Origin of the sequence: Pseudomonas sp. G(2018), assembly GCF_005502415.1 — a bacterium.
Classification (GTDB): domain Bacteria; phylum Pseudomonadota; class Gammaproteobacteria; order Pseudomonadales; family Pseudomonadaceae; genus Aquipseudomonas.
In genome coordinates this window covers 52,458-78,917 of sequence record NZ_SCOO01000020.1, presented here as the reverse complement: position 1 = coordinate 78,917, position 26,460 = coordinate 52,458, and the positions used below count along the sequence as shown (strand labels likewise).

16 protein-coding genes and 2 pseudogenes are annotated in these 26,460 nt (G+C 56.7%); 12 read left to right on the top strand and 6 right to left on the bottom strand.

Going from position 1 to position 26,460, the window contains the following annotated elements:
• Window positions 1-32 precede the first annotated feature (32 nt).
• The 7 genes from FFS64_RS19105 (at window position 33) to FFS64_RS19075 (ending at window position 11,521) form a co-directional block, all read left to right on the top strand.
• On the top strand, window positions 33-920 hold the full coding sequence (locus FFS64_RS19105) for an alpha/beta fold hydrolase (RefSeq protein WP_137806703.1): 888 nt from the start codon (window positions 33-35) through the stop codon (window positions 918-920).
• A gap of 32 nt (window positions 921-952) precedes the next feature.
• Window positions 953-1,579 carry a glutathione S-transferase family protein gene (locus tag FFS64_RS19100; protein WP_137806702.1) on the top strand — a complete coding sequence of 209 codons (627 nt, stop codon included), beginning with the start codon at window positions 953-955 and terminating at the stop codon, window positions 1,577-1,579.
• 51 nt (window positions 1,580-1,630) lie between these two features.
• Complete coding sequence (locus FFS64_RS19095) at window positions 1,631-3,676, top strand: pyridoxamine 5'-phosphate oxidase family protein (protein WP_137806701.1); 2,046 nt, start codon at window positions 1,631-1,633, stop codon at window positions 3,674-3,676.
• A 292-nt stretch (window positions 3,677-3,968) separates the two neighbouring features.
• A complete protein-coding gene (locus tag FFS64_RS19090; RefSeq protein ID WP_137806700.1) occupies window positions 3,969-5,195 on the top strand; it encodes an efflux RND transporter periplasmic adaptor subunit in 1,227 nt (408 codons plus the stop codon).
• Between the two features lie 22 nt (window positions 5,196-5,217).
• Window positions 5,218-8,355: an efflux RND transporter permease subunit gene (locus tag FFS64_RS19085; RefSeq protein WP_137806699.1), complete on the top strand. Its 3,138-nt coding sequence runs from the start codon at window positions 5,218-5,220 to the stop codon at window positions 8,353-8,355.
• Window positions 8,352-9,869 (top strand): efflux transporter outer membrane subunit, encoded by a 1,518-nt coding sequence (locus tag FFS64_RS19080; RefSeq protein WP_137806698.1) that lies wholly within the window; start codon window positions 8,352-8,354, stop codon window positions 9,867-9,869. The genes FFS64_RS19085 and FFS64_RS19080 overlap by 4 nt, the downstream gene beginning before the upstream one ends.
• A gap of 215 nt (window positions 9,870-10,084) precedes the next feature.
• Window positions 10,085-11,521 (top strand): IS1182 family transposase, encoded by a 1,437-nt coding sequence (locus FFS64_RS19075; protein WP_137806697.1) that lies wholly within the window; start codon window positions 10,085-10,087, stop codon window positions 11,519-11,521.
• A gap of 194 nt (window positions 11,522-11,715) precedes the next feature.
• On the opposite strand, the pseudogene FFS64_RS19070 reads toward FFS64_RS19075, so the two are convergent.
• Together FFS64_RS19070 and FFS64_RS19065 are read right to left on the bottom strand one after the other, a co-directional pair.
• Window positions 11,716-12,417: pseudogene (locus FFS64_RS19070) on the bottom strand (transposase); the annotation flags it as partial.
• A gap of 31 nt (window positions 12,418-12,448) precedes the next feature.
• Window positions 12,449-13,339, bottom strand: coding sequence for a LysR family transcriptional regulator (locus tag FFS64_RS19065; protein WP_137806696.1), 891 nt, complete (start codon window positions 13,337-13,339; stop codon window positions 12,449-12,451).
• Between the two features lie 166 nt (window positions 13,340-13,505).
• On the opposite strand from FFS64_RS19065, the gene FFS64_RS19060 reads away from it, so the two are divergent.
• The 5 genes from FFS64_RS19060 to FFS64_RS19040 all read left to right on the top strand — a co-directional run bounded on the left by FFS64_RS19060 (window position 13,506) and on the right by FFS64_RS19040 (window position 20,508).
• On the top strand, window positions 13,506-14,588 hold the full coding sequence (locus FFS64_RS19060) for a 4-oxalomesaconate tautomerase (protein WP_137806695.1): 1,083 nt from the start codon (window positions 13,506-13,508) through the stop codon (window positions 14,586-14,588).
• A 43-nt stretch (window positions 14,589-14,631) separates the two neighbouring features.
• Window positions 14,632-15,963 carry a C4-dicarboxylate transporter DctA gene (gene dctA, locus FFS64_RS19055; protein ID WP_137806694.1) on the top strand — a complete coding sequence of 444 codons (1,332 nt, stop codon included), beginning with the start codon at window positions 14,632-14,634 and terminating at the stop codon, window positions 15,961-15,963.
• 141 nt (window positions 15,964-16,104) lie between these two features.
• Window positions 16,105-17,409 (top strand): CitMHS family transporter, encoded by a 1,305-nt coding sequence (locus FFS64_RS19050; RefSeq protein ID WP_137806693.1) that lies wholly within the window; start codon window positions 16,105-16,107, stop codon window positions 17,407-17,409.
• A gap of 91 nt (window positions 17,410-17,500) precedes the next feature.
• The gene (locus FFS64_RS19045; RefSeq protein ID WP_137806692.1) at window positions 17,501-18,754 is read left to right on the top strand and encodes an OprD family porin; all 1,254 of its coding nucleotides are present in this window, start codon (window positions 17,501-17,503) and stop codon (window positions 18,752-18,754) included.
• An 80-nt stretch (window positions 18,755-18,834) separates the two neighbouring features.
• Window positions 18,835-20,508: a methyl-accepting chemotaxis protein gene (locus FFS64_RS19040; RefSeq protein WP_137806691.1), complete on the top strand. Its 1,674-nt coding sequence runs from the start codon at window positions 18,835-18,837 to the stop codon at window positions 20,506-20,508.
• Between the two features lie 161 nt (window positions 20,509-20,669).
• On the opposite strand, the pseudogene FFS64_RS19035 reads toward FFS64_RS19040, so the two are convergent.
• The 4 genes and pseudogenes from FFS64_RS19035 to FFS64_RS19020 form a co-directional block, all read right to left on the bottom strand.
• A pseudogene (locus FFS64_RS19035) lies at window positions 20,670-21,967 on the bottom strand (MFS transporter).
• A 47-nt stretch (window positions 21,968-22,014) separates the two neighbouring features.
• On the bottom strand, window positions 22,015-23,172 hold the full coding sequence (gene tcuB / locus FFS64_RS19030) for a tricarballylate utilization 4Fe-4S protein TcuB (protein ID WP_137806690.1): 1,158 nt from the start codon (window positions 23,170-23,172) through the stop codon (window positions 22,015-22,017).
• The gene (gene tcuA / locus FFS64_RS19025) at window positions 23,159-24,610 is read right to left on the bottom strand and encodes an FAD-dependent tricarballylate dehydrogenase TcuA (protein WP_137806689.1); all 1,452 of its coding nucleotides are present in this window, start codon (window positions 24,608-24,610) and stop codon (window positions 23,159-23,161) included. The genes tcuB and tcuA overlap by 14 nt, the downstream gene beginning before the upstream one ends.
• A gap of 174 nt (window positions 24,611-24,784) precedes the next feature.
• Window positions 24,785-25,720, bottom strand: a complete 936-nt coding sequence (locus FFS64_RS19020) for a LysR substrate-binding domain-containing protein (RefSeq protein ID WP_137806688.1) — start codon at window positions 25,718-25,720, stop codon at window positions 24,785-24,787.
• Between the last annotated feature and the right edge of the window lie 740 nt (window positions 25,721-26,460).

Here is a 26,460-nt window from a genome sequence, read left to right as displayed (position 1 = left end):
ATAATGATTTTGAAAGTTACGGAGTGACTGGCATGACCTCGCCTATCGTGCATATCCCGGTTCGCCACCAGTTTGTTGAAGTCGATGGTGTCCGCGTATTTTTCCGTGAAGCGGGCGACCCCGCGGCTCCCACGCTGCTGCTGGTGCACGGCTTTCCAAGCTCGTCTCATCAATTCCGCGACCTGATTCCGCTGTTGGCTGACAAATACCATATCGTTGCGCCGGACCTGCCGGGGTTCGGTTTCACTGAAGTGCCCGCTGAGCGCGAATACCGCTACAGCTTCGATGCACTCGCCGTTACCCTCGGCGCATTCGTCGAGAAGCTGGGCCTGCAACGCTATGCACTCTATGTGTTCGACTATGGCGCACCCACGGGCCTGCGCCTGGCCTTGGCCCATCCGGATCGCGTCACCGGGCTGATCTCGCAGAATGGCAATGCTTATCTGGCAGGCTTGGGTGATGCCTGGGAGCCAATTCGGGCTTATTGGTCTGAGCCGGGCAATCCCGAGCGCCGTAAGGTGGTGCACGATGCTGTGTTGCACCTGGAAGGCACCCGCTGGCAGTACCTGCATGGGGTGACGGACCTGGAACTGGTGGCTCCCGAGTCGTACTACCTGGATGCGCTGTTGCTGGAACGCCCAGGTAACAAGGACATCCAACTCGACCTGTTCCTCGACTATGCGAACAACCTGAAGCTCTACCCGGCATTTCAGGCTTACTTCCGCGATACCCAGTTGCCGACTCTGGTGATTTGGGGCGAGCACGATCCGTTCTTCATCCCGCCGGGCGCGCAGGCCTTCAAGCTCGACAATCCAAATGCAGTGGTTGAGTTGCTCGATACCGGGCACTTCGCTCTGGAAACCCATGTTGACCAAATCGCTCGACGGATTCGCGATGTGTTGGGTGATATCCAGGCCTAAAGCTGTCCTGAACTCAAATTGGAGCCACTGCCATGTCCCGCGCCATCAAACTTTACCGTCACCCGCTGTCCGCCCACGCCCACCGTGTTGAGCTGCTGCTTTCGCTGTTGGGTAAGCCCACTGAACTTGTGTTCGTCGATCTCGCCAAACGCGCTCAAAATTATCCCGAGTTCCTTGCCATCAATAGCTTCGGCCAAGTGCCGGTAATTGACGACTGCGGGATCATCGTCAGCGACTCCAACGCTATCCTCGTCTATTTGGCAACAATGTACGGCAACGGCCGCTGGCTGCCGGGATACCCATTGGGTATGGCCCGCGTCCAACGCTGGCTGTCAATTGCCGCTGGCCAGATCGCCTACGGCCCGGCGGCTGCGCGGCTGATCACCGTATTTGGCGCTCGCTACAATGCCGATGAGGTCATCAGCCGCGCTCATTCCCTGTTCCAGATAATGGACGGTGAGCTGGCTAAAACACCCTTTCTCGTAGGCGACGAACCGACGATCGCAGACATCGCCACTTACACCTCAATCGCCCTCGCGCCTGAGGGCAACGTGTCCCTGGAAGGCTACCCCAACCTCCGCGCCTGGTTGGCCCGCATCGAGGCGCTGCCTGGGTTTGTGCCCATGCAACGCAGCGCTGTCGGCCTGCAGGCCGGTTAAACGCGTCCCAGCTGCCAATCAGACTGGCAGCCCTCCTGCGAGGTATCCGCGATGGACCATCTACCCAATCGTCGACCGTCACCTTGGCACGCCGGCGAAAAAGCGATGCATGAAAAAGTCGGCATCGCCGAGAACATGGAGGCCTACGGTCAGCGAGTGATTCGCGACTATATGCCTGACCAGCATCGCGACTTCTATCGCCAACTGCCTTTCATGATCGTTGGCGCTGTAGATACCCAAGGCCGCCCTTGGGCGACACTACTCGAAGGGCCGGAAGGCTTTGTCACCTCGCCCGATCCCCGGCGTCTGGTACTAGGCACCAAACTCGACCCTCAGGACCCGGCTGCAAGTGGGTTCGACGCTGGCAGCGCTATCGGCCTGTTGGGCATTGAGTTGCATACGCGCAGACGCAACCGCATCAACGGCATTGTCCAACAAGGGGACGCGGGCCGTCTGGAAGTCGCCGTCGAGCACTCCTTCGGTAACTGCCCGCAGTACATCCAGCAGCGCACCTACACCCGCGAGGACATACGTCGTAAGGAGCAGGGCGCACGTCAGGATTTCACGTTAATGGACGAGACCCTGAGAGAGATGATTCGCAAAGCTGACACGTTCTTCGTTGCCAGCTACATCGAGCATGACGACGGTCTACGTTCAGTCGATGTTTCACATCGCGGCGGTCGACCTGGCTTCATTAAAGTCACTGGGAATCGTCTGACCATCCCTGATTACGCCGGCAACCTGCACTTCAACACCCTGGGCAACCTCCAGCTCAATCCAGTTGCTGGACTGCTTTTTGTCGATTTCGTCAGCGGTGATGTACTGCAATTGAGTGGAACGACAGAGCTGATTTCAAACAGCCCGATGATGGGCGCCTTCAAGGGCGCTCAGCGCCTCTGGACCCTCGATGTACAGCAGGCCGTACTCCGGCCGCGCGCGTTGTCGATCCATTGGGATTTTCAGGCGTACGCACCGACAAGCCTGATGACCGGTACCTGGGCCGAGGCTGATGAGAAGCAGCGTGGTCAGTGGCAGGAGTGGCAGGTGATTCGCCGGGAGCAAGAGAGCAAGGACATTTGCTCCTTCTACCTCCAACCCCCAAATGGCGAGATGGTCAGTTTCAAACCGGGACAGCATCTACCGCTGCGTATTCCTGCGGTTACCGGGGAGGACGTGCTGGTTCGCACCTACAGCCTGTCCAGCGCCCCCTCTGACGGGCACCTGCGAATCAGCGTGAAAGCCCAAGGATTGGTCTCGCGGCACCTGCACGAACAGATCCGGGCCGGCGACCGGCTACAGGTGCGCGCGCCCATGGGTAGCTTCACACTTTCCGAAAGCACGGAACGACCTGTGGTGCTGATCGGCGCTGGTGTCGGCATTACGCCATTGCTTTCGATGCTGAGGGAACTGATGGCGCAGAACCTGCTGTCGGGAAGCAAACGCCGCGTCCACCTGTTCCAGTCCGCGCGAACCTTGCAGCATTTGCCTTTCCAGCAGGAGATCGCTGAATTACAGCAGCGTAGCCCCAACACGCTGCAGGTGCATCGTGCCCTTAGCCGTCCGGAAGAAAACACTTTGTTGGGCCGGGATCATGAACTGGTCGGACGCCTCGACCTCGCGACGATCAAGGCTCACCTGCCGATGGACGACTACGACTTTTACCTGTGCGGCCCAGGGGGCTTTATCCAGACGATTTACGACGGCCTGCGTGCACTGAGCATCGCTGATCGACGCATCCACGCCGAGACCTTCGGCCCCTCGACTCTGCAACGCGAGGTGAACAGCCAGACAGCCAAATTCGATCAACCGCCAGCGGCCTCGGGTCCAGTACCGGTGTATTTCGCTGCCTCGGCCAAGGAAGCCCGCTGGAAGCCAGAGAGTGGCAGCTTGCTGGAACTGGCGGAAAGCCGTGGGCTGTCTCTCGACTTCAGTTGCCGTGGTGGTTCCTGCGGCATTTGCAGGGCGAAAGTTCTTAGCGGCCGGGTGCACTACCCCAATCCCCCGGCGCAAATGCCTGACGAAGGCATCGCGCTGATCTGCTGCGCTGTGCCCGCTTTAGACGAAAGCGGAGTGCAGCCGCTGGTTCTGGACATTTGATGAGGAACAACGAAATAGCCGATGAAATCACTTCCATCGTCTTCATCACCGGACTGAAACCTTCCGTGCTGTGGCTGGCCAGGGAAATCTCAAGATTCGGTTCGAAACGCTCGCTTGCACCGGTTAGGCGCTGGTTGAGAAACGACCTAGGCCTGAACGCCTCCTGGCAACGGCCGGCTACAAAGCCAGTCGCATTTATTCGGAAGGCCATGGTGAGTGCCTGATGTAGTAAGCGGCGCGCTGTTGTTGCGATGGCAAATGTACATGTGATGTTTTTTTGGAGCTGCAAACAATGAAAAAAGAAATCTCCCGGCCCATAACCAATGCGCTAGAAGGCCAACGTAGGTTCCAACCAAACATCAAGTTTTGGGGCATTACGGCAGCAACCGCAGTAGCGATGACCATCGGTGCTATTGCAACCTTCAACTCGCAAGCACCCACGGCTGCAGTTCAGCCGATTATCCCTTCAGTCGGTGTCGCTACGCCGCTGCAACAGAACATCGCGCCGCGGTTGGGTTTCCTCGGACAATTTTCGGCTGTGAAGAAGGTGGAGCTACGCGCCCAAGTAGGGGGCACACTCACCGGAATCCACTTTAAAGACGGCGATATCGTACGCCAGGGCGAGCTGCTTTTTGTAATCGACCCAGCTCCTTACGAGATCAAATTGGCCCAGGCCACAGCCCAACAGGCGAGTGCCAACGCGCGTCTTGATCTGGCCATCCGCGAGTTGGATCGTGCTGAAAAACTGCGGCAAAAGGATGCGGGCAGTGTTCAGAACGTCGATCAACGCGCGGCGGAAAAACGAGCTGCGCAAGCTTCGGTGGATGAAGCCAAAGCACTGGTTCGTGATGCTCGGTTCGACCTCGATCATTGCCGCATAACCGCACCCTTCACCGGCCGTATCGGAGCTCACTTGGTGTCGGTCGGCAACCTGGTAGCAGGTAGTCGGGCCGCGACTAGCCCCACCACATTGCTGACCACTCTGGTGTCTCTCGACCCTGTGTATCTGGACTTCGACATGAGCGAAGGTGACTACATGACCTTCATGCGTGGTCGCGCTGATCAGAAGAGCGCTATCGGCGGAAAAGTCGATATTTCTTTGGCCGACGAGGGCACTTACCAGCGTCAAGGCACCCTTGATTTCGTCGACCACTCTTTGAACCGCTCCAGCGGGACCATTCATGCACGCGCCATTGTGGCCAATCCGGATCTTCTTCTGACCCCCGGCGGGTTCGCACGCGTTCGCATGGACTATTCGAAAGCCGCCCCTGTGTTACTCGTGCCCGATTCCTCCGTACTACCAGAACAGTTCAAACACATCGTCTTGACCGTTGGACAAGACAATAAGGTCGCGCCCAAGCAGGTGGAGGTGGGGGATGTTCGTGGTGGTTTGCGCGTAATCCGCTCGGGACTCGAGCCTTCGGACCGCGTAATCATCGACAGCATCCCGATCGCAGCACCTGGCGCTACGGTCGAGCCGCGTGCCGAATCCATCCATTTCAGCACCGAGCAAGGTTAGGACGAGGCTTAGGAAATCGATCATGAAACTCGCCCACTTTTTTATTGAGCGCCCGCGTTTTGCGGCGGTGATCAATATATTCCTGATGCTGTTCGGCTTGGCTGCGATGACACAGCTATCGGTTGCACAGTATCCAAACATCGTTCCGCCAACCGTCCAGATCACCACGGTTTATCCGGGCGCTTCGGCTGAGACAGTCGCCAAGACTGTTGCAACGCCGCTTGAGCAAGCCATCAACGGCGTCGAGAATATGGAGTACATCAGTAGCCAGTCGACCGGTAACGGCCAGCTCACCATTACGGTGATTTTCAAGATTGGCACTGACCCGAACCTGGCTCTGATGCTCACGCGCAACCGGGTACAAGATGCCCTGTCGCGCCTGCCTCAGGAAGTTCAGTTACAGGGTGTCCAGGCAAAGAAGACGATCCTGGCTCTCCTGCTCGGCGTGCACATGTACTCGCCCGATGGATCGCGTGATGTGCAATACCTTTCGAACTACACGCTGCGCATTCGAGACGAAATTGCACGCCTTCCAGGTGTAGCGGACTTCTGGGTCCTCGGCGAGCGTCAATACGCCATGCGGATTTGGATCGACCCGGACAAAGCTGCTTCCTACAACATCAGTGCCAGTGAGATCCTCGCGGCTCTGCGTGCCCAGAACGCGCAAGTCTCTGCAGGTGTGCTCAATCAGCCACCTGTAGCGAGCGACGCTGCTTTCCAGATCAACGTCGAAGCACTTGGACGGCTCACCACTCCGGAGCAATTCGACAACATCATCGTCAAGGCGGATGGCCAGGGCCGGGTCACTCGGATTCGTGATATCGGACGGGTCGAACTGGGTTCGGCGGATTACGGCTCGATTGCCTACGCCGACCGCTACATCTCGACCCCTTTCTGGGTGATCGCTACTCCCGGCGCGGACGTAGTCGAGGTCGAGCGGTCCGTTTGGGCCAAGATGGAAGAGCTTAAGAAGACCTTCCCAGCTGGCGTCGACTACAGCAACATCTATGACCCTACGACTTTCGTCAGCCAGTCCATCGAGAAGGTGATCATCACCATCTTTGAAGCGATTCTCCTGGTGGTCGGCGTTGTGTATCTCTTCCTGCAGAGCTGGCGCGCAACCATCATCCCGGTGCTGGCCATTCCGATCTCGCTCATCGGTACCTTCATAGTCCTGGCCTTGTTTGGTGTCTCAATCAACAACTTATCCCTGTTCGGTATTGTGCTGGCGGTGGGTATCGTGGTCGACGACGCTATTGTTGTGGTGGAGAACGTCGAGCGAAACATGGCCAGGGGCATGTCCGCCCGCGAGGCTGCTCACCGCACAATGGACGAGGTATCCGGTGCACTGATCGCGATCGCTCTTACACTATGTGCCGTGTTTGTCCCTGCAGCGTTCATCAGCGGCATCACGGGGCTGTTCTTCAAACAATTTGCCATCACCATCGCTGCTTCGACGATCATCTCGGCATTCGTTTCGCTGACCCTGAGCCCAGCACTGTGTGCAGCATTCCTGAAACCGCATGTACCGAACGAGAAGCACGGCCCGCGCGGAATTAGCTGGGTCCTCAATGGCTTGTTCGGTCGCTTCAACGCGAGTTTCGAATGGTTGTCGAACCACTACGGCAATATGACCGGCCGCTTCGTCAGAGCCACCATGGTCATTCTGGCGGTGTATGTCGGCCTGATGGGGCTGACGGGGTTGCAGATGTCACGTATGAGCACCGGATTCATTCCGGATCAGGACATTGGCTACCTCGCCATTCTTGTTATGTTGCCCCCAGGCTCCAGCCTGCCACGTACCGAGAAGGTCGTTCGAGAGATCAATGAAATTGCCCTGACGACTCCCGGTATCGAACATACCTCGGCCATTAACGGGTTTGACGTTGCGACGTCGACCACGGCGCCGAACGTGGCCACCGTTTTTACCTCGCTTCCATCGCTTTATGGAAAGCACATTCCTGGTGTCAATGCGGCTTCGATGGTTCAAGCGCTGCGCCAACGCCTGGCCGGTATCAAAGACGCCTATGTCATCGTGATTCAACCGCCTGCAGTACAAGGCCTGGGCGCTGCTGGTGGGTTCAAGCTAATGCTGAAAGACAAAGAAGGTCTTGGTGCTCAAGCGCTGGCCAAAGCAACCAACGACTTGGTTGCGGCCGCCAACCAAGACCCGATCTTTGGAGGCGTATTTACCCTGTACAACGCAGGTTCGCCGTCCGTTTTTGCGGATATCGATCGCCTGAAAGCTGAAAAAGTCGGCCTGACACCTCCAGATGTGTTTTCGACGCTGCAGCTATATCTCGGGTCCCAGTACGTCAACGACTTCAACTATCTGGGGCGTACTTACCAAGTAGTCGTGCAAGGAGACGAGCAGTTCCGCAAGACCAAGGAAGACATCTCTCAGCTCAAGGTGCGTAACGTTAGCGGCGACATGGTCCCGATCGGTACTGTCGCGTCCTTCAAAGACCAGACTGCGCCGTATCGTGTGCCGCGCTATAACTTGTTCCCGGCCTCCGAGATCCTCGGCGCTGCAGCACCAGGCATTGCCTCTGGCACGGCCATGCAGCGCATCGAGGAATTGGCCAAGCAGGTTCTCCCGGCGGGTATCAGCCTTGAGTGGACTGACTTGTCGTATCAAGAGAAAAAAGCTGGCACGCCTACTCTGCTGATTTTCGCGGCCTCTGCACTGTTCGTGTTCCTGGTGCTCGCGGCTCAGTACGAAAGCTGGAGACTGCCGTTGGCCATCGTGATGATCGTTCCAATGTGCTTGCTCGCCGCCTCATTCGGCCTGGACCTGCGCAATATGCCGATCGACATCCTGGCCCAGATTGGATTCGTGGTGCTGGTAGGGCTCGCAGCAAAAAATGCGATCCTGATCGTCGAGTTCGCCAAGCAGCGCCAGGACGAGGACGGCGTCGGCGCTGAAGAAGCAGCGGTCCACGCAGCGCGTACTCGTTTGCGCCCCATCCTGATGACCTCAATTGCATTCATCGCAGGGGTTGCCCCACTGGTAGTTGCTCACGGCGCCGGCTCGGAAATGCGTCAGTCCCTCGGCACCACCGTGTTTTTCGGCATGCTCGGGGTAACCGTCTTCGGTCTGCTGTTTACCCCGGCCTTCTACACCCTCATTCGCAAGCTCAGCAGCAGGGGGGCGGTATGAACTGCTTCAATGCAAAGGCATTTCAGACTGCCTTGAGCAGCTTGGCTATTGGTATCTCGTTGGCCAGCTGTGTCGTTGGTCCTGACTATGTGGCCTCGACCCCCGACCTCGCTCCACTGCCTAACGCTGACGCGGTGGAGAATAAAAAGGTGCCATCGGCACCTCCCCTCGATAGTTGGTGGACCGGTTTCAACGATCCCATGCTGGTCACTGTGGTCCAGCGGGCGCTGGATCAGAATCTGGATTTGGCGGCGGCTTTTGCACGTGTCAGCCAAGCTCGTGCCTTGGCTTCCGGGGCGGGTGCTAAGCTCTTGCCCACCGTTGACCTAGGTGCTGCAGCCACTGCTCAGCGCCAGAGCATGCGTGGCCCCATAGCGACGATCGCAGGTGATAGTCCCGGCTTCGAACGGAACATGCACGACACCACCATCGGTCCTGCAGCGAGCTGGGAACTTGACCTCTTCGGCGGACTGCGCCGTAGTGCCAAGGCTGCTGAAAACGGGGCCCAAGCTGCCGAGGCTGAGCAAGTCGGTACGCGAGTAGTTGTTGCGGCCGATGTAGCTGATGCGTACTTCCAGATCCGTGGCTACCAAGCCCGCCTGGTGATCGCGCAGCAGCAAATTGAAACCGATCAACATCTTTTGCAACTCGTGCAGGATCGGTATGAAGCGGGTGCAGCCCAGGGGCTAGAAGTGGCTCAGGCCGATGCGCTGCTCAAGCATGCGCGGGCAACCGTGCCGCCGCTCCGAATAGCTTTGGAGCGGCAACTGAACCGACTCGACGTACTGATGGGCGTACAACCAGGGACCTATGCCAAAAATCTTGAGTACGTGACGGATATTCCATTCGTCCCAGGCATTCCGGCCGAGGTACAGCCCAGTGACGTGCTCCGTCGACGCCCTGACGTTATTGCGGCTGAACGCCGATTAGCGGCTTCAAATGAACTCATCGGTGCGGCGATCTCGAATTACTATCCCAAGATCTCGCTTTCAGGGGCATTGGGCTTCGATAGCACGAGTGGCAGCCTCTTCAGTTCGAAATCCTTCACCACGATTGGTGGAGTTGGCCTGCGCTGGCGGCTATTCGATTTCGGTAAGGTCGACGCTGAAGTCGCACAAGCTCGCGGCGCCAATGCCGAAGCTTTGGCCATCTATCGACAATCCGTCCTTCGGGCCGCAGAAGATGTGGAGAACTCCTTCATTCAGCTGGGTCAGACCGTGATCCACGTGGTCCAGCTTCAGGAGCAGGTGGAGGCCTTGGAAAAATCTCGGAATCTGTCTGAACAGGCTTACCGTGCAGGATCGATCACCCTGACCGATGTCCTGGACGCAGATCGTCAGTTGCTGACGGCGCGCGATGAACTCGACGCGAACCGTGCTGATGCTGCACGAGCCGCGGTGGGGGTCTTCCGCGCCCTTGGTGGAGGCTGGGATCCGGCGACACCCCCAGCACAACAAGACCAGCCAGCGATCTCTTCCGTCGAAGAGCCAGATCCAAGAGTGCCTTCCTCTTAGCAAACTCCTACGGGGGAATCCTCTTAGTCGTCGGCGTGCTAGTTCCTGCAGGGATAGCAGCATGGAAGCTCAGCATTACGCAGATGGTCACATCCACTGGAGGCAGCTCATGGCCGTTTTCTGTCTGTCGCGACGGGCAGTTACCGGCCCAGGCTGTGTGAAAACACCAGCGTTTGTCTAATCTTCTGATCGTCTAGATCGTGGCGGGGACGATCATGAAGCGATTCATTGAAGGTGAGGCTCGGACGCAAGTCACGTTGCTGCCGGAGTGCCTGGACGATTACGTAGCCGAAGAAAATCCAGTGCGAGTGGTCGCCGTTTTCGTCGATGAGCTCGATCTGGGTGCACTTGGGTTTGAGGGTGTTGATCCTGCTGCAACGGGGCGTCCGGCCTACCATCCCGCGATCTTGCTGAAGATCTATATCTACGGCTATCTCAATCGGATTCAGTCCAGTCGCCGGCTTCAACGTGAGGCCGAGCGCAACGTCGAGTTGATGTGGCTGACGGGGCGTTTGGCTCCTGACTTCAAAACCATCGCCGACTTTCGCAAAGATAACGGCAAAGCTATTCGCAGCGTCTGCCGGCAATTCGTGGTGCTTTGTCGCAACCTTAATCTCTTCTCTCAGTCGATCATCGCCATCGATGGCAGCAAGTTCAAAGCCGTCAACAACCGCGACCGCAACTTCACCCAGGGCAAGGTGAAGGCACGCATGCTGCAGATCGAGCAGAGCATAGATCGATATCTGGCGGCGATGGATTCGGCGGATCGGGCAACGCCCGAAGTGGCCGAGGCCAAAGCAGAGCAGCTTAAAGAAAAGATAGAAACCCTGAAACAGCAGATGCAGAAACTCAAAGACATCGAGGCGCAGCTTCAGGACAGTCCGGACCAGCAAATCTCTCTTACTGATCCAGATACACGCTCAATGGCCACGAGTGGCCGAGGCACCGGAACGGTTGGCTACAACGTCCAAACAGCCGTCGACGACAAGCACCATCTGATCATTGCCCATGAGGTGACCAACGTTGGCAATGACCGGACGCAGCTCAGCAATATGGCGATCCAGGCGCGTAAAGAGATCGGCGCGGAGTCGCTGACGGTGGTAGCCGACCGAGGTTATTACAAGGGTCTGGAAATCCTTGCCTGCGAGCAGGCTGGCATCACCACCTTCGTACCGAAACCCCTGACATCGGGCAGCAAAGCTGAAGGCCGATTTGGTAAGCAGGACTTTATCTACCTTGCTGCATCGGACGAGTATCGATGCCCTGCGGGACAGTTACTGACCCGGCGGCATTCTTCGGTGGAAGACGGCATGCTATTGCACTGTTATTGGTTCTCGGGCTGCCAGTCCTGCGCAATGCACAAGCAATGTACGACGGGTAAGGAGCGCCGTGTGAAGCGCTGGGAACATGAGGCTGTAATCGATGCGATGCAGGCTCGACTGGAAAATGATCCAACGATGATGAGGCGTCGCCGACAGACCGTTGAACAGCCATTTGGAACGCTCAAATACTGGATGGGAAGTATCCACTTCCTGACCAAAACTTTGCCGAGGGTAAGCACCGAGATGAGCCTTCATGTGCTCGCCTACAACCTCAAACGAATGATGAGCATCTTCGGCATCTCAGGACTGCTTGAAGCGATCAGGGCGTGAATCCAAGCTGCTTGATCGTCAGTGAGTGGCTGTTTGGGCCGCTGACGCGGCCCAAACAGCATTTACGAACGCCTATGTAGCTGACTAAGGCAATTCACGCTTCCGTCTGCTGGTTTCGCAGGCAGCGCCCGTAGCTCTCAGTTTTCGATGTGTGCAGTGCGTTTTCACACAGCCTGGACCCAAAGCGGACGGTTTCCTGTGCCGCGCGTCATCATGGAACGGGCGTCTGGATCGGTCAGTGAGACCTGTTTATCCGGCGATTCATTGAGCTGGATTTCGATCGCTTGAAGCTCCTTCATTTGAGTTTTTAGCTTGGCGATTTTCTCTTCCAGCCGCACGGCGCTGGGCTCGGAAGCTGTTGGTTCTTGCCGATCGGCAGCATCGAGTGCCGCCAGGTAACGATTGATACTCGATTCAATTTCTTCCATGCGTCGTTTCAGTTTGGCGCTGGTGAAATTGCGGTCGCGGTTGTTGACTGCCTTGAATTTACTGCCATCGATGGCGACCAGATTTTCTCCAAACAGCCCCAACTGCTGACACAGCACAACGAACTGGCGACAGACGCCTCGGATGGCCTTGCTGTTGTCTTTTCGGAAGTTGGCGATGGTCTTGAAATCCGGCATCAAACGCCCGTTCAACCACATCAGCTCGACGTTGCGTTGAGCTTCTCGTTCCAGCCGACGGCTCGACTGAATGCGGTTGAGATAGCCGTAGATGTAGATCTTTAACAGGATCGCGGGGTGGTAAGCCGGCCGTCCAGTATCGGCTGGAATGGCACCTTCAAAACCCAGCTTGACCAGGTCGAGTTCGTCGACAAAGACGTCGACTACGCGCACCGGATTGGTATCGCTGACGTAGTCGTCAAGGCTCTCGGGAAGTAAGGTGCCTTGGCCTCGGCTACTTGAAAGATCCCAAAGGTGTCTGAGGTCATTGCTCCCACTGTTCCAGCAGTATCGAGACGAATTTTTCTGCTGCCGGAGATAGTGAGGCGCCTCTTCGGTAAACCAGTCCCAACGATCGGTTAACTACGGGCTCTATCAAAGGGACGCTCACCAATGTTGGATGATCCACAGCAGGCATTGCGAGGCTCGGCATTGCCGAGACGCCTAATCCAGCTTCTACCAGGCCCAGCGATGTAGACAGGTGTTGTACCTCATAGAACCACTGTGGACGCCAGCTCAAGCCCGACAAAGCGTGGTCAAGCAACATGCGGTTGCCGCTTAGGCGACCGACCCCGATAAGGCGGTAATTGCTCAGTTCAGACCAGGTTACCGAGCTACGCTCAGCCAGCTCATGATCACGTCGACAAGCTAAAACAAAAGGCTCGTTGACCAACGGCACGAACTCTATATCTGGGTGCTGGCCGCTCATCATGTTGATGCCAAAGTCGGCTTCGCCACGCAGAACAGCCTCCAGCCCTTCGTTTGCACTGAGATCAAGCAAGCGAATGCGGATTTGTGGATAGCGCTCGTTGTAGAGGCGGATTACCGAGGGGAGGAAGTAGAAAGCTGCAGTGGGGATACAGGCAAGGGTTACACGGCCGCTCTGCCGCTCGGCCAGCTCTCGGATGTTAAGTATCGAGTCATCGAAGTCATCCAGTAAGCGTCGTGCCTTGGGCAGGAAGTCTCGCCCAACGCTGGTGAGACTGACCCTTCTTGTGGTGCGATCAAGAAGTGCTGTTCCCAATCCCTCCTCAAGCTTTTTCATTCTCCGACTCAGCGCTGGCTGGGAGAGGTGCAATGCATCGGCAGCCTCGTGGAAGCTTCCAAGTTCTGCGATCTTCACGAAAGATCGGATGTCATTGAGCTCATAATTCAATTTTTTATCTCTGCAGACGAGAGTGATCCAGCCAGTTCATTCTAAATTTATCATTCGTCAAACGCAATAATAAGGCTGATATTTGCATTGGAAACAATTTTGAAAGCCTGCGACTCTTGCTTGCAAGACATCAATTGCCCCGATTGATCAACAAGAGTCAGTATTCATGCAACGAATTCCCTGTGTGTTAATGCGCGGCGGTACTTCCAAGGGCCCAGTATTTCTCGCCTGGGATCTACCTGTTGCGATCGAAGACCGTGATGAGCTGTTACTCAACCTTATGGGTTCGGGCCATGAGCTGGAAATTGACGGCATCGGTGGTGGCAGTCCTCAAACCAGCAAGGTCGCGATTGTCAGCCCGTCGCTGCATCCTGAGGCGGATGTCGACTATCTGTTCGTTCAAGTCATGGTCTCTCAGCGTCGAGTCGACACTGCGCCCAATTGCGGCAACATGCTTTGCGCCGTTGGCCCGTTCGCCATCGAGCAGGGTCTGGTAAAAGCCTCCAAAGACATCACCCGTGTGCGTATCCGCAACATCAACACGGGGACTTTTGTGAACTCGGAAGTGCAGACGCCCGGTGGCACGGTCAGCTATGAGGGCGACACCGCTATCGATGGTGTGCCGGGTACCGCCGCTCCTGTGCAACTGACCTTCCTGGATGCTGCTGGCAGCAAGACCGGAAAACTGTTTCCGACCGGTCAAACGCAGGATGTGATCGACGGTACTGCAGTGACCTGTATCGACATGGCGATGCCGATGATGATCGTCGAAGCCGGCCAGCTGGGTAAGCGCGGCGATGAAAGTCCTACGGAGCTGGATGCCGACAAAGAGTTCCTGCGTCGCCTGGAGTCCTTGCGACTGCAGGCTGGCCTGGCAATGGGCCTGGGTGATGTCAGTGACAAAGTGATCCCCAAGCCAGTTCTGGTATCACCGGCCAAGGCTGGCGGGACCATCCAGGTGCGCTACTTCATGCCACACAACTGTCACCGTGCCTTGGCGATCACCGGTTCCATCGGCCTGGCCACTGCTTGCGTCACGCAAGGCAGTGTGGTCGCGCAATTGCTTGGCGGAGTTAGCGAGCCGCGCTTGAAACAAGTACGAATTGAACACCCAAGTGGTGGAATAGATGTCGTATTGTCCTACACCGGTATTCAGGGTGAGACAATTCGAGCTTCGGTGGTGCGTACATCACGCAGGCTGTTCTCCGGTTTTGTCTACGCCGCGGCTTCCCAACGACTTGCCGGATAAATTCCCTGGTCATTGCCGTTTCTGCATCAGCACAATTCTAAAAATGGGTGATGCCATGAAAGTTGTAAAATCGCTCTACTTCCAGATTCTTTTAGCCGTGCTGTTGGGTGTGCTGGTCGGGCATTTCTGGTCACAACAGGCCGTTGCCTTGAAACCGCTGGGTGATGCCTTCATCAAGCTGATCAAGATGATGATCGCTCCGGTGGTGTTCTGCACCATCGTCACCGGTATCGCCGGCATGAGCGACAAGCGCTCTCTTGGGCGCCTGTTGAGCAAGACCATGCTGCTGTTCCTGGGGTTGACGGTGATCAGTTTGATCATCGGCCTGGTGGCGGTCTACCTGTTCAAGCCCGGTGTGGGCATGAACATCGACCCCACCCAGTTGAGCACCAAGGGCCTGTCGCAGTACACCGATTCCGCTGCGAAACTGGGTGTGGTCGAGTTTTTCATGCACATCATCCCCGACACGTTCATCGGCGCTTTCAATAAAGGTGAAGTGCTGCCGGTGTTGTTCATTGCGGTGCTGAGCGGATTTGCTCTTTCGGCCATAGGCGAGCGTGGCAAGCCGGTACTGGATGTACTGGAATCCGCCTCGCACATGGTGTTCAAGATCTTCTCCTACCTGATGCGCTTCGCTCCGATCGGTGCCTTTGGCGCTTTGGCGTTCACCGTGGGCCAGTACGGTATTACCTCGTTGGGCTCGTTGGTCAAGCTGATCATGACCTTGTACATCGCCTGTGCCTTCTTCGTCATTGTGGTGCTGGGGAGCATTTGCCGGGCGAATGGCTTCAGTCTGTGGAAGTTGCTGCGTTACTTCCGCGAAGAATTCCTGGTGGTGCTCGGGACCTCTTCCACTGAGCCGGTGATGCCGCGGATGTTGGAAAAGCTGCAAGCCCTGGGTTGCAAAAAGGGTGTGGTAGGGCTGGTGCTGCCAACGGGTTACTCATTCAACCTCGACGGCACAGCGATTTATCTCTCGCTGGCAGCGGTGTTCATTGCTCAGGCCTGCAATATCGAACTGAGTCTGACTCAGACCGTGACCATGCTGGCCATCATGCTGTTGTCCTCCAAGGGTGCTGCAGGTGTCACCGGCGCCGGTTTTGTCGCGCTGGCCTCGACACTCACGGTGATCCATGACATTCCCCTGGCCGGCCTGGCGCTGCTGATCGGTATCGACCGTTTCATGTCGGAAGCCCGGGCTTTGACCAGCCTGGCAAGCAACGCGGTGGCTACCGTGGTGATGTCCATCTCGGAGAACGCCTGCGACCGCGAAACATTGTTGCGGACCCTGGACGGCAAACCTTCGTCCGCTGCGACCCCAATCCCGGTTCAGCTCCCGGAATGGGACGACCTGAAGGTCACGAAACACATCTAACCGGTCGCGGCTGAATCGATACCCCTTAAATAATCAAGCGAACACCTCCCGCCAGGCACCGTTGGTCGTGCCATCAGGCGGGGACGGGGTCGTGCGCCTGTGCGTCGGCCACGCTACTCATAAGAACAAGAGAACTTACCTATGCTCGCATTGCTTGGCTTGGCCATGGTGGTGGTCTTCACCGTCTTGATAATGACCAAACGGTTGTCGCCGATTGTCGCATTGACAGTGGTGCCGATTGTATTTGCCGTCATTGGTGGTTTCGGTGGTACCACCGGAAAAATGATGCTCGACGGTTTGAAAATGGTCGCTCCTTCGGCCGCGTTGCTACTGTTCGCAATCCTGTTTTTCGGCTTGATGATCGACGCCGGCCTGTTTGACCCGCTGATTCGCAAGATCCTCAAGCGAGTCAATGGCGATCCTATGAAAATCGCTGTCGGTACAGCGTTGCTCTCGCTGTTGGTGGCCCTGGACGGTGATGGCACCACCACCTACATGATCACTTGTGCGGCCATGCTTCCCCTGTACAAGCGTATCGGGATGAATCCGATGATTCTGGCGACTATTGCCATGCTTTCCCTGAGCATCATGAGTGGCATGACCCCTTGGGGAGGGCCCGCGACTCGGGCGATCGCGGCGCTGGGCCTGGATGCCGGCGAATACTTCGTTCCATTGCTGCCGACCATGATTGGCGGTGCAATGTGGGTGGTGTTCACAGCTTTCCTTCTGGGTCGCGCCGAACGTAAACGGATCGGCAATATCCAGTTGGAAAGCGGCGGGGGAGACTGCTACATCAAGGCGATTCTTGAAGACACGCCGCACAAGCGACCGAAACTGGCCTACGTAAACTTGCTGTTGGTGATCGCTGTGATGGTCGCGCTGGTAATGGGGGTCATGCATTCGGCGATCCTGTTCCTGATCGGGTTCGTATTGGCGCTGATGATCAACTATCCGCAACTGGATATTCAGAAGGAACGCATTCTTGCCCATTCGGGCAACGCCATGACCGTCGTACTGTTGGTGTTTGCCGCAGGCATCTTTGCCGGGATCTTCTCGGGCACCAAGATGGTCGACTCTCTGGCTCAAACCCTGGTTGACTGGATTCCACCGTCCTGGGGGCATCTGTTCCCGCTGGTGGTGGCGATTACCAGCATGCCGCTGACCTTCGTCCTGTCCAACGATGCTTACTACTTTGGTGTGGTGCCTATCCTTGCGAATGCCGCTGCAGCCTATGGCATTGACCCGGTAGAAATTGCTCGCGCATCGATTCTCGGCCAGCCGGTACACCTGATGAGTCCGTTGGTAGCCTCAACCCTGTTGCTGGTGGGGATGGTCGATCGCGATATCGGCGACTTCCAGAAAGCCACCGTCAAATGGGCGGTACTCACTTCATTGGTAGTCACTGCACTAGCCCTGCTGACCGGGGCGATCAGTCTCTTCAGCTGAATCAACCAGACCACCTGTTTTTTCCTCACGCGCCTCTCAAGCGAGGCGCGCGCTGTTCTGCACCCTAAATAACAACAATGAGTAGTTCGCTATGAAGACTGTGTTCACCCGTGGCGTTTCATTCCCTCTTCTTGCACTGTTGCCACTGGCGAGTGTTAGCGCTGAAGGTTTTATCGACGACAGCAAGCTCAAGCTGCAATTGCGCAACGTTTATTTCAACGAAAACTTCCGTGACGAGCATGGCTTGAGTGCCAGAGCAGCAAGGACGGCGAAGAGCGAACGAACCGAGTGGGCCCAGGGGTTTCTGATGGATTACCAGTCGGGATTTACCCCTGGCACCCTCGGGTTTGGTGTAGATGCACTTGGCCTGTTCGGGGTCAAGCTCGACTCCGGCCGTGGCCGCAGCGGTACGGGCTTGCTGCCCGTCCATGACGACGGTCGCGCGGCTGACGAGTTTGCAAGCCTGGGCATGACGGCCAAGGCCCAGCTGGCCAAGACCACGGTCAAATACGGCACCTTGTTACCCAAGACTCCGGTGCTCATTTACAACGATGCGCGACTGTTGCCGCAAACGTTCCAGGGCACACAGATCAGTAGCGTCGACATCGACAACCTCACCCTCACCGGGGGCTACCTGGATCGATTCAAACAGCGTGATTCCACCGACAGCATGCCGATTGTGCCCGACGGTTATGGCGGAGATAAATCAGGGGACTTCAGCTATGCCGGGGCCGAATACAAGCTGGGTAAAACAATTCGCTTGAGTTACTTCTACGGCGAACTGGAAAACTTTTACCGGCAGAACTTTGCAGGTATCCAGCACGATCTGCCCTTGGGTGGCGGCGTGCTGACCAGTGACTTGCGCTACTTCAACAGTGTCGATACCGGCTCAGCCTTCGGTGGCAAAATCGACAACAACATGCTGAGCGGACAGCTGTTCTACGCCATCTCCGGCCATACCTTCGGTGGTGGATACCAGACCCTCAGTGGCGATGCCGGATTGCCTTTTATCAGTGGCGCAACGGTTTACTCGTTCAGCAACGCCGGGATAGGCAAGTTCGTCGAGGAAGATGAAAAAACCTGGATGCTCAATTACGGCTATAACTTTGCTGCCGTCGGTGTACCGGGCCTGACGTTCTCCACCCGTTATCTGAGCGGTAACGACGGTAAGTCCGACACCACGGTCAAGGAGTGGGAGCGTGACGCCGAGCTGGCTTACGTCGTGCAACAAGGCGCCTTCAAAGGTCTGGGTGTGCGGTTGCGTAACTACGTTTACCGTTCGGATTACTCCCGTGGACGAGATAGCAACCGGATCTACTTTACCTACGACATCGCTCTCTGGTGATCCCCTGATCGCGGCCTCGAGCTATTCGCAGGCCGCCATTTCAGCGGCGGTTTCATAGGATTGGGTGAAGGATTTCAATGATGTCGTTCAAAACCAAAATACTGTTGCTGACCTTATTTCCGGTGATGTTGTTTGCCCTGGTTTTAAGTTTCAGCGCCCGCGGCACCTTGCAGTCCCAAGCCGAGCAAGAAGTCGCTCAGACCCGCGAGCGACTGCTTGAGGCAAGCCGTACCCGACTCAAGGATTACGCGAACATTGCTCGCACTTCCATAGCCGAACTTTATGATCGGGCTGCTCCTGGGGATCCGTCCAGCCGAGCCTTGGCGATCAGTCGCTTGTCGAAAGTGAAGTATGGTGATGACGGTTATTTCATCGGTTATGACAGTCAGGTTGTACGTCTTTTCCGCGGTGACAGCAGCGAAGGCGTTGGCATCAACATGAGTGATCGCAAAGACAACAACGGGAAATACTTGAACCGTGAAATGGTCGCTGCGGCAAAAAATGACACTCATTTCGTCAACTATACCGGTGGGGTAGTCAACACCGATAAAGTCGTGCCGAAACTCGCATACAGTTTTTATTTGCCCAAGTGGGACATGGTTGTGGTTACCGCGATCAATCTGGACAGTATTGAGGTTCAGGTCGCCAAGGTGCGGGCCAATGTAGATTCGCGGGTACGTAACTTGATGTTCAGTATTGGCATTATCGCTATCACGCTGGTTGGCGTTATCGGAGCACTGACTCTACTGCTGGTCAGGCGCAGCTTGCGTCCCTTAACCTTGATCCGGACCCATCTTGACGAAATCGCCGCGGGTGAAGGTGATTTGACGCAGCGTCTGCCGCTGGTAAGTCGAGATGAACTGGGACAACTTGCCGGTTCTTTCAACGCGTTTATCGAAAAGATTCACAGCCTCGTCAGTCAGATCGTTGCCATGAGCGAGCAGTTGAATGGATCCGTCACTCATGTAGCCGAGCAGAGCAGACACATTGACCGCGCTATGGATAGGCAGCGCCAGGAAACCGACCAGGTGGCCGCGGCCATAAACGAGATGTCATCGGCGGCGCAAGAAGTGGCGGTCAGCGCGCAAAATGCCGCAGACGCGGCTGTCGAGACCGACAGACAGTCTCGACACGCGAGGCAGATAGTCAATGGCAGCATGACTCGAATACAGGCACTGACCGTCGAACTCGGTGAGAGTGGTGTCTCCATGAAGGGTCTTCAGAACGATGTAACTTCTATCGTCACCGTGCTGGATGTGATTCGCTCGATTGCTGAGCAGACCAATCTTCTAGCTCTCAATGCGGCCATTGAAGCGGCCCGTGCCGGTGCTGCCGGGCGCGGGTTTGCGGTGGTGGCCGATGAAGTACGAGCCTTGGCCAGTCGTACCCAGCGCAGTACCGAAGAAATCCAGGCGATGGTCGAGCGTCTCAAGAACACCACGGGTGGCGTAGTAAGCGCCATGCACCAATCCACGCAAGCCGCTCAAGGCGCTAACGCTCAGGCCGATCAGGCGGGTGAGTTTCTGGGCAACACGGTCGAACTGATCGCTACTATCAATGCGATGAACGCGCAGATTGCGAGCGCTGCAGAGGAGCAGACCTCGGTGGCCGAAGAGATCAACCGCGGGGTGCATCAGATCGCGCGGGCAATTGATAGCGTAGCCGGCCAGACTGAACTCGGGGTCAAGACAGTCGATGAGTTGTATTTGATCGGCAGGCGTCTACAAGGTTTGCTAGGACAATTCAAGATATGAAGGCGACCTGTACGGCGCTTGTCAGTTCGATGGTGGAGCAGGGCGATAGACAGGATAAGTACGTGGTCGGCCTGCATTGATACGAAGAATGAGTCAATGCAGGCGAGGGGGCGATATTTATTCAGCGCAAGGCTCTGAATTCCACCGAGACCTCTCTTTCATCAAGCGTTGACAGGCATTACTTTTTGCCTGCGATACAAAATCGTCGTCGCTGTGAACCCGCACAAAGCCGCAAACATCAGCCAATAGGCAGGCGACGCCTTGTCGCCGGTTGCCTGCACCAGGATGGTAGATACTGCCGGTGTGAAGCCGCCAAACACAGCCGTCGCCAAACTGAATGCCAGGGAAAACCCTACGACCCTTACGTTTTGGGGCATCACCTCGGTCAATGCCGCCACCATCGCGCCGTTGTAAATGCCAAAAAAAAAGAGAAGTACAGCAGCACGCTGAGCAGCCGTTCGAAACTGGCCGCTGCGGCCAGCCAATGCATGGCGGGATCAGCAGTGAAGATGCACAACAAGGATATTGCCAGCAACAAGGGGCGACGGCCGATGCGGTCCGATAGTGTGCCGCCGATGGGCAGCCAAATGAAGTTGCTCAGGCCGACGAAGAGCGTGACCACCAGGCTGTCGGTGGTGCTCAGGTTCAATACGGACCGGCCGAAGGTCGGTGTGTAGACCGTTATCAGATAGAACGTGGTTGTAGTCATCGAAGCTAATAGTCCACCAGCCAATACCGTTCGCCAGTTGTCGCGCATCGAGCGAAACACTTCATTGGCACTGGGATGATGGCTGCGCGCTTTGAACGCATCGGTTTCCTGAAGCGACCGACGAATGATGAAGATGAACGGGATGATCACGCAGCCAATAAAGAACGGGATGCGCCAACCCCAGGCTGCAACTTCGGCTGCCTCCATGGATGCGTTGATCGTATAGCCCAACGGTGCCGCCAGAATGATCGCCACTTGTTGGCTGGCCGACTGCCAACTGGTGTAGAAACCGCGGCGGCCGGGTGTGGCGATCTCAGCCAGATACACCGAGACACCGCCCATTTCCGCGCCTGCGGAGAAGCCTTGCAGCAGTCTGCCGAGCATCACCAGTACTGGCGCTGCCACACCAATGCTGGCATAGCCTGGCACCAATGCAATCAATACCGTGCCCGCGGCCATGATCGACAGCGTCATGATCAATCCCTTGCGCCGTCCTACCTTGTCGATGTACGCGCCCAGAACGATAGCGCCCAGTGGACGCATCAGAAATCCCGAGCCGAATACGGCGAAGGTCATCATCAGCGAAGCGAACTCACTGGTGGCAGGAAAGAAGGTTTGTGAGATGTAGGTCGCGTAGAACCCAAACAGAAAGAAGTCGAACTGTTCGAGAAAATTGCCGCTAGTGACCCGCAGAATGGCGCCCAGTTTCGACCCCTTGGATCGGCTGTCTAGTGTTGTTGTTTTCATCATGGCTACCGTGGTGATCAATATTGTTTTTGGAATGAGTGGCTTAACGATCAGTCGCTTCCAGCATTGATCGGGTTGGGTTGACGTTTTTCGATGGAATATTTGAGCAGCGCGGCGCTGCGGAAGATGCCATGGGCGAACTTGCTGTAGGGCATGGTCAAGAAGAACGCCATGACCAGGCCGAGATGGATCGCCAGTAACAGACCGAGGGCAGTGGTTTCGCGAAACGCCAGGAGTGCCAGGCCGCTGGCGCTGATTAGAAACAGCAGTGCTATAAAGCCACGATCCATGGGTTTCTGATTTTCGTCGCCATGTTCGGGGTTGCGTCGCAGGTTCAACCACAAGAGACCCGCGGGGCCGACCAGAAGCCCGAGTCCACCTGCAATACCCAGCAGTACCGGCAAGCTCAGGACGGGATAGGGTGCCGACCAGTCCAAAAGGAAATGGTAGAGCGTGGCGACACCCGTGGCGGCGAAGCACAGCATGAAGCCGTAGAAGGTGAAGTGGTGGAAGCGCCGCCGCCATAAGGTGAATTGATCATCGGCGTTGTTGCAGCCCTCACCATGGCCTCCGTCCAGGTACTTGAGCCGGGCAACGTTGGCCGTGGCCTCCAGTGCAGCGGCGGTTTTTTCCTGCGCGGGAGCATCCGCCGGTGAAATGTTACGCCAGAAGCGCCGCACGCCAATCGTCAACGCAAGTACCGCGAAACCGAAGACCGCACCGAACATCAGGGCTAGCGTGTTGTGCGGGAATATCCCGTAGAAATTGCCCCCGGGCATTGCGGTAAACAGGTTGCCCATCACCATTAACGTGAGGCACAGGAACAGCGCCAACCCCGCACCTGATGCCAGCGCGAGCGTCAGCCCGTTGCGCTGGTACAACTTGCCCATTACCTGTGGAAAGGCGTACTCGGCGTAAGTGCCCAGGCGGACTTTGGCCATGGCCTTGGGCACATTGATTTCGAATTCGTGAGGGGCTGCGTACTGACAGGCATGCAGGCACGCGCCGCAGTTATGGCAAAGGTTCGCCAGGAAATGGATGTCAACCTGGGAAAATTCCAGGCAGCGGGTCATGGCCGGGAAAACCGCACAGAAGCCCTCGCAATAGCGGCAGGCGTTGCACACGGTCATTTGTCGCTGGACTTCGCTTTCATCAAGGTTGAGGACGGGAATCAAATTGCCCGGTGCCTTGGGGTCAAACAGCTGCATGCTGAGGCTCCGTGAAGGAAGGGGTCATGAAGCCGGCCGCCGCTGCGGCGTGCACGCCGGCAATGCGACCGAATGCGGTACCTATGGCCATGCCGATGCCGGCGGTATAGCCCTTGCCCAGTACGTTGCCGGCCATCATTTCTCCTGCGACAAACAGGTTGGGGCTGGCCTCGCCGTTGAAGTGAACGGCGGCGGTTTCGTCGGTCGCCAGACCCAGATAGGTGAAGGTCACACCTGGCTTGAGCGGGTAGGCGCAGAACGGGGGGGTCACCAGTGGACGGGCCCAATGGGTTTTGGCGGGGGTCAAACCTTCAGTGTGGCAATCGTCCAGCGCGGTGTGGTCGAACGTGCCGACACGGCAGGCCGCGTTGTACTGCTCGATGGTTTTGACGAATTGCGCAACGGGCAGCTTCAACTGGCGGGCCAGGTCTTGCAGGGAATTTGCTTTAGTCCCTGAGAACACTGGCGGCATGAAACGACCAAGGGCTTGTTGATCGATGATCGAGTAGGCCTGTTGTTCGGGCTGACCCGCTACCAGGCGGCCCCAGATCGCATAGCGCTTGGGCCAGAAGTCCTCGCCTTCGTCATAGAAACGCTCACCGTAACGGTTAACGACCACACCCAGCGATACGCAGTCGATACGGGTGCAGATGCCGCCGTCGTACAGGGGCGCGCGGGCGTCGATGGCAACCATGTGGGCCTGGGTCGGGTCGCCGATAAAGTCGGCGCCCAGGTCCTGCATCCGCCGAAGCAGCACGCCCGTATTGAAGCGCGTCCCGCGAATTAGAAAGTTGTCTGACGGCCATTCTCCGCGTTCGTTTTGACCCCAGGCCTCACGAAGCCACTCGCGATTGGACTCGAATCCGCCAGCCGCCAGAACGCAGGTCCTAGCCTGGATCCGCTCGGCGGGCAAACGCTGACCATTGACCTCACGTTCACCGATGTGGGCAGCAACGAATGTTCCATCCTTTAATTCGATATCAGTTACTTGAGCTTCGTAGCGAATCTTGACGCCCAATCGTTCGGCGCTGCGGAAGTACGCATTGACCAATGCTTTGCCGCCCCCCATGAAAAAAGCATTGGTGCGCGCAACATGGAGAGCACCGGACAACGATGGTTGAAAATGCACACCATGGGAGCGCATCCAGCCACGGCAGTTCGACGACGCGCGGATGACCATACGCGCAAGTTTTTCGTTGGTTATCCCACCGGTGACCTTCAGCAGATCCTGCCAGTACTCTTCTTCGGGATAGGCATCGATCAATACATCCTGGGGTGCGTCGTGCATGCAGCGAAGGTTTCGGGTGTGTTGCGAGTTGCCACCGCGCCAGATCTTTGGTGCGCCCTCCAGCAACATGACGCTAGCGCCGGCCTCACGAGCCATCAGCGCTGCGCACAAGGCGGCATTGCCGCCGCCAATTACTAATACGTCGATCATCATCACTCCTCAATCGCAAGGAGGCATGAACGAAGTGCTCCTCGCGAGTGGGGAGAAGGTAGGGGCGTCAGCGTGGTGCCGAAAGGCGCAAAACAAGTCGGGGCGTTTAGTTTTAGTAAAGGCTTTGCTGCGGATCACGCCAGTACTGGAAGCGGAGAAGAGGGTTCGCCGGGATCATGAAGCGACGTCCTCGATCCACGACGCCCCCGGCCATTGTTGATCAACGACCAACTGTCGAGCGACATCGGTGATAACCAGCCGCGCCGCCAGTGCCGCGGGAGACAGCTCGTCATCAGGCAGTGTCGCTAACAAATTTCGTCGTCCTGCGTGAGCATCGGAAATTTCCACCACCGAAAGTCCTGACTCACCTTTGAGCGCCGCCGCCGCCCCGGGTTGGATGGTGGCGGCATGACCTGCGCGTACAGCATTCATCAACACGGCTAGACCATCCACTTCCATGATGATGTTGGGCGCCAATCCCGAACGTTCAAACGCAGCCATCAACGTGGAGCGCAAACCGTGTTGAGCACTCGGCATCACCAGTGGCAACTGACCCAGATCCGCCAGCTGCACGCTTGTGCCTTGTGGCGCATGGGGCATGAGCGGTGAGCTGATGACAAACAACTTTTCGTCGAGCAGCGGTGTCACGCTCCAGCGCTTGCCACCTTCAAGTTGAAACAAAACGGCTAGGTCGATCTGGCGAGCATTGAGCTGCGCGGCCAGGTGCCCGGACAGCATCTCGACCAGGTGCAACTGAATATCTGGATAGCGTTCTCGCATAGCGTTGATCAAAGGCAGGGCAAGAACAGTTGCAGTAGTGGGTGGTAAGCCGACGGTGACATACCCACTCATCCGGCCTCGGTGGGCGGCCATGATTGCATTGTCGGCCTGACGCAAGCACAACTGGGCGTGATGCAGGAACGCCATGCCGGCGCTGGTGGGTGTAACGCCAGTCGTGGTGCGATTGAGCAATCGGGTTGAAAGCTCGCTTTCAAGTTTCGCGATCTGTTGGCTCAGGGCTGATACGCCGACGTCCAGCTCGAGTGCTGCGCGCCCCAGACTGCCTTGTTCGACTATTTTTACCAAATAGCGCAGTTGTCTTAATTCCAAACGTTACGGCTCCACGTCAAATTGTTGTTGGAATGCCAAGTGGTCACCACATCGATCATGGAGCTGTCAGATACTGTCTGTGCCAGAACAGTGCTCATTTAGCCTGAGATGTTGTGCTTTGGCAGTCACACTTTGTGCTCAGTGAATAACGAACTCGATGCCAGACATTGCCATCTAAGGCGATGAATGCGTGTGCCGTGCGCGATGCTCTTAAGTACTGGATATAGTGGTCAAATGAAACAAGACTTGCTCGTCCGCTTTAAAATCTAATGACTCCATTTTAGTTTCTAATGACCACTGAAGGGTAGGGTGGTAGTAATTGCAATAGGTGGTGTAAACCAAAAGTTTATAGTGACATCTATGGAAACCTTCAGGTGTATCGAATGCTTTGTGCGCAGTGCCGGGGCCGGCAGCTTCGCCAATACCGCTTGATGCTTGAGCGAAACTGATTGCGGGGGTAAGAGTGTCGCCAAGCTGGTGGTGTGCGCTTCGGAGTGCAGCTGTTCAGCACCGCACCGCGGAAATTCTTCTAACAATGGCCCGACTTCACGACATAAAACCTTTCACAAACGGCGCCAATGTGGCGTTTAAAGTTTTCGCGACACAGCTGGCTATGGTTGGCTGGTTCCATTCTTAATGAAAAGAATTCCAATCGTAGTGAAAACTCACGCAGGGCGCTTCTCGCAACACGCGTCGAATGGAGATGCTGCCAAGGGCTACTGCGCATTTGGATCATTAAG

Coding starts and splice junctions, on each gene's coding strand:
- FFS64_RS19105 (WP_137806703.1), top strand. CDS start 33: ATGACCTCGCCTATCGTGCATATCCCGGTTCGCCACCAGTTTGTTGAA.
- FFS64_RS19100 (WP_137806702.1), top strand. CDS start 953: ATGTCCCGCGCCATCAAACTTTACCGTCACCCGCTGTCCGCCCACGCC.
- FFS64_RS19095 (WP_137806701.1), top strand. CDS start 1,631: ATGGACCATCTACCCAATCGTCGACCGTCACCTTGGCACGCCGGCGAA.
- FFS64_RS19090 (WP_137806700.1), top strand. CDS start 3,969: ATGAAAAAAGAAATCTCCCGGCCCATAACCAATGCGCTAGAAGGCCAA.
- FFS64_RS19085 (WP_137806699.1), top strand. CDS start 5,218: ATGAAACTCGCCCACTTTTTTATTGAGCGCCCGCGTTTTGCGGCGGTG.
- FFS64_RS19080 (WP_137806698.1), top strand. CDS start 8,352: ATGAACTGCTTCAATGCAAAGGCATTTCAGACTGCCTTGAGCAGCTTG.
- FFS64_RS19075 (WP_137806697.1), top strand. CDS start 10,085: ATGAAGCGATTCATTGAAGGTGAGGCTCGGACGCAAGTCACGTTGCTG.
- FFS64_RS19060 (WP_137806695.1), top strand. CDS start 13,506: ATGCAACGAATTCCCTGTGTGTTAATGCGCGGCGGTACTTCCAAGGGC.
- dctA (WP_137806694.1), top strand. CDS start 14,632: ATGGGTGATGCCATGAAAGTTGTAAAATCGCTCTACTTCCAGATTCTT.
- FFS64_RS19050 (WP_137806693.1), top strand. CDS start 16,105: ATGCTCGCATTGCTTGGCTTGGCCATGGTGGTGGTCTTCACCGTCTTG.
- FFS64_RS19045 (WP_137806692.1), top strand. CDS start 17,501: ATGAAGACTGTGTTCACCCGTGGCGTTTCATTCCCTCTTCTTGCACTG.
- FFS64_RS19040 (WP_137806691.1), top strand. CDS start 18,835: ATGTCGTTCAAAACCAAAATACTGTTGCTGACCTTATTTCCGGTGATG.
- tcuB (WP_137806690.1), bottom strand. CDS start 23,172: ATGCAGCTGTTTGACCCCAAGGCACCGGGCAATTTGATTCCCGTCCTC.
- tcuA (WP_137806689.1), bottom strand. CDS start 24,610: ATGATCGACGTATTAGTAATTGGCGGCGGCAATGCCGCCTTGTGCGCA.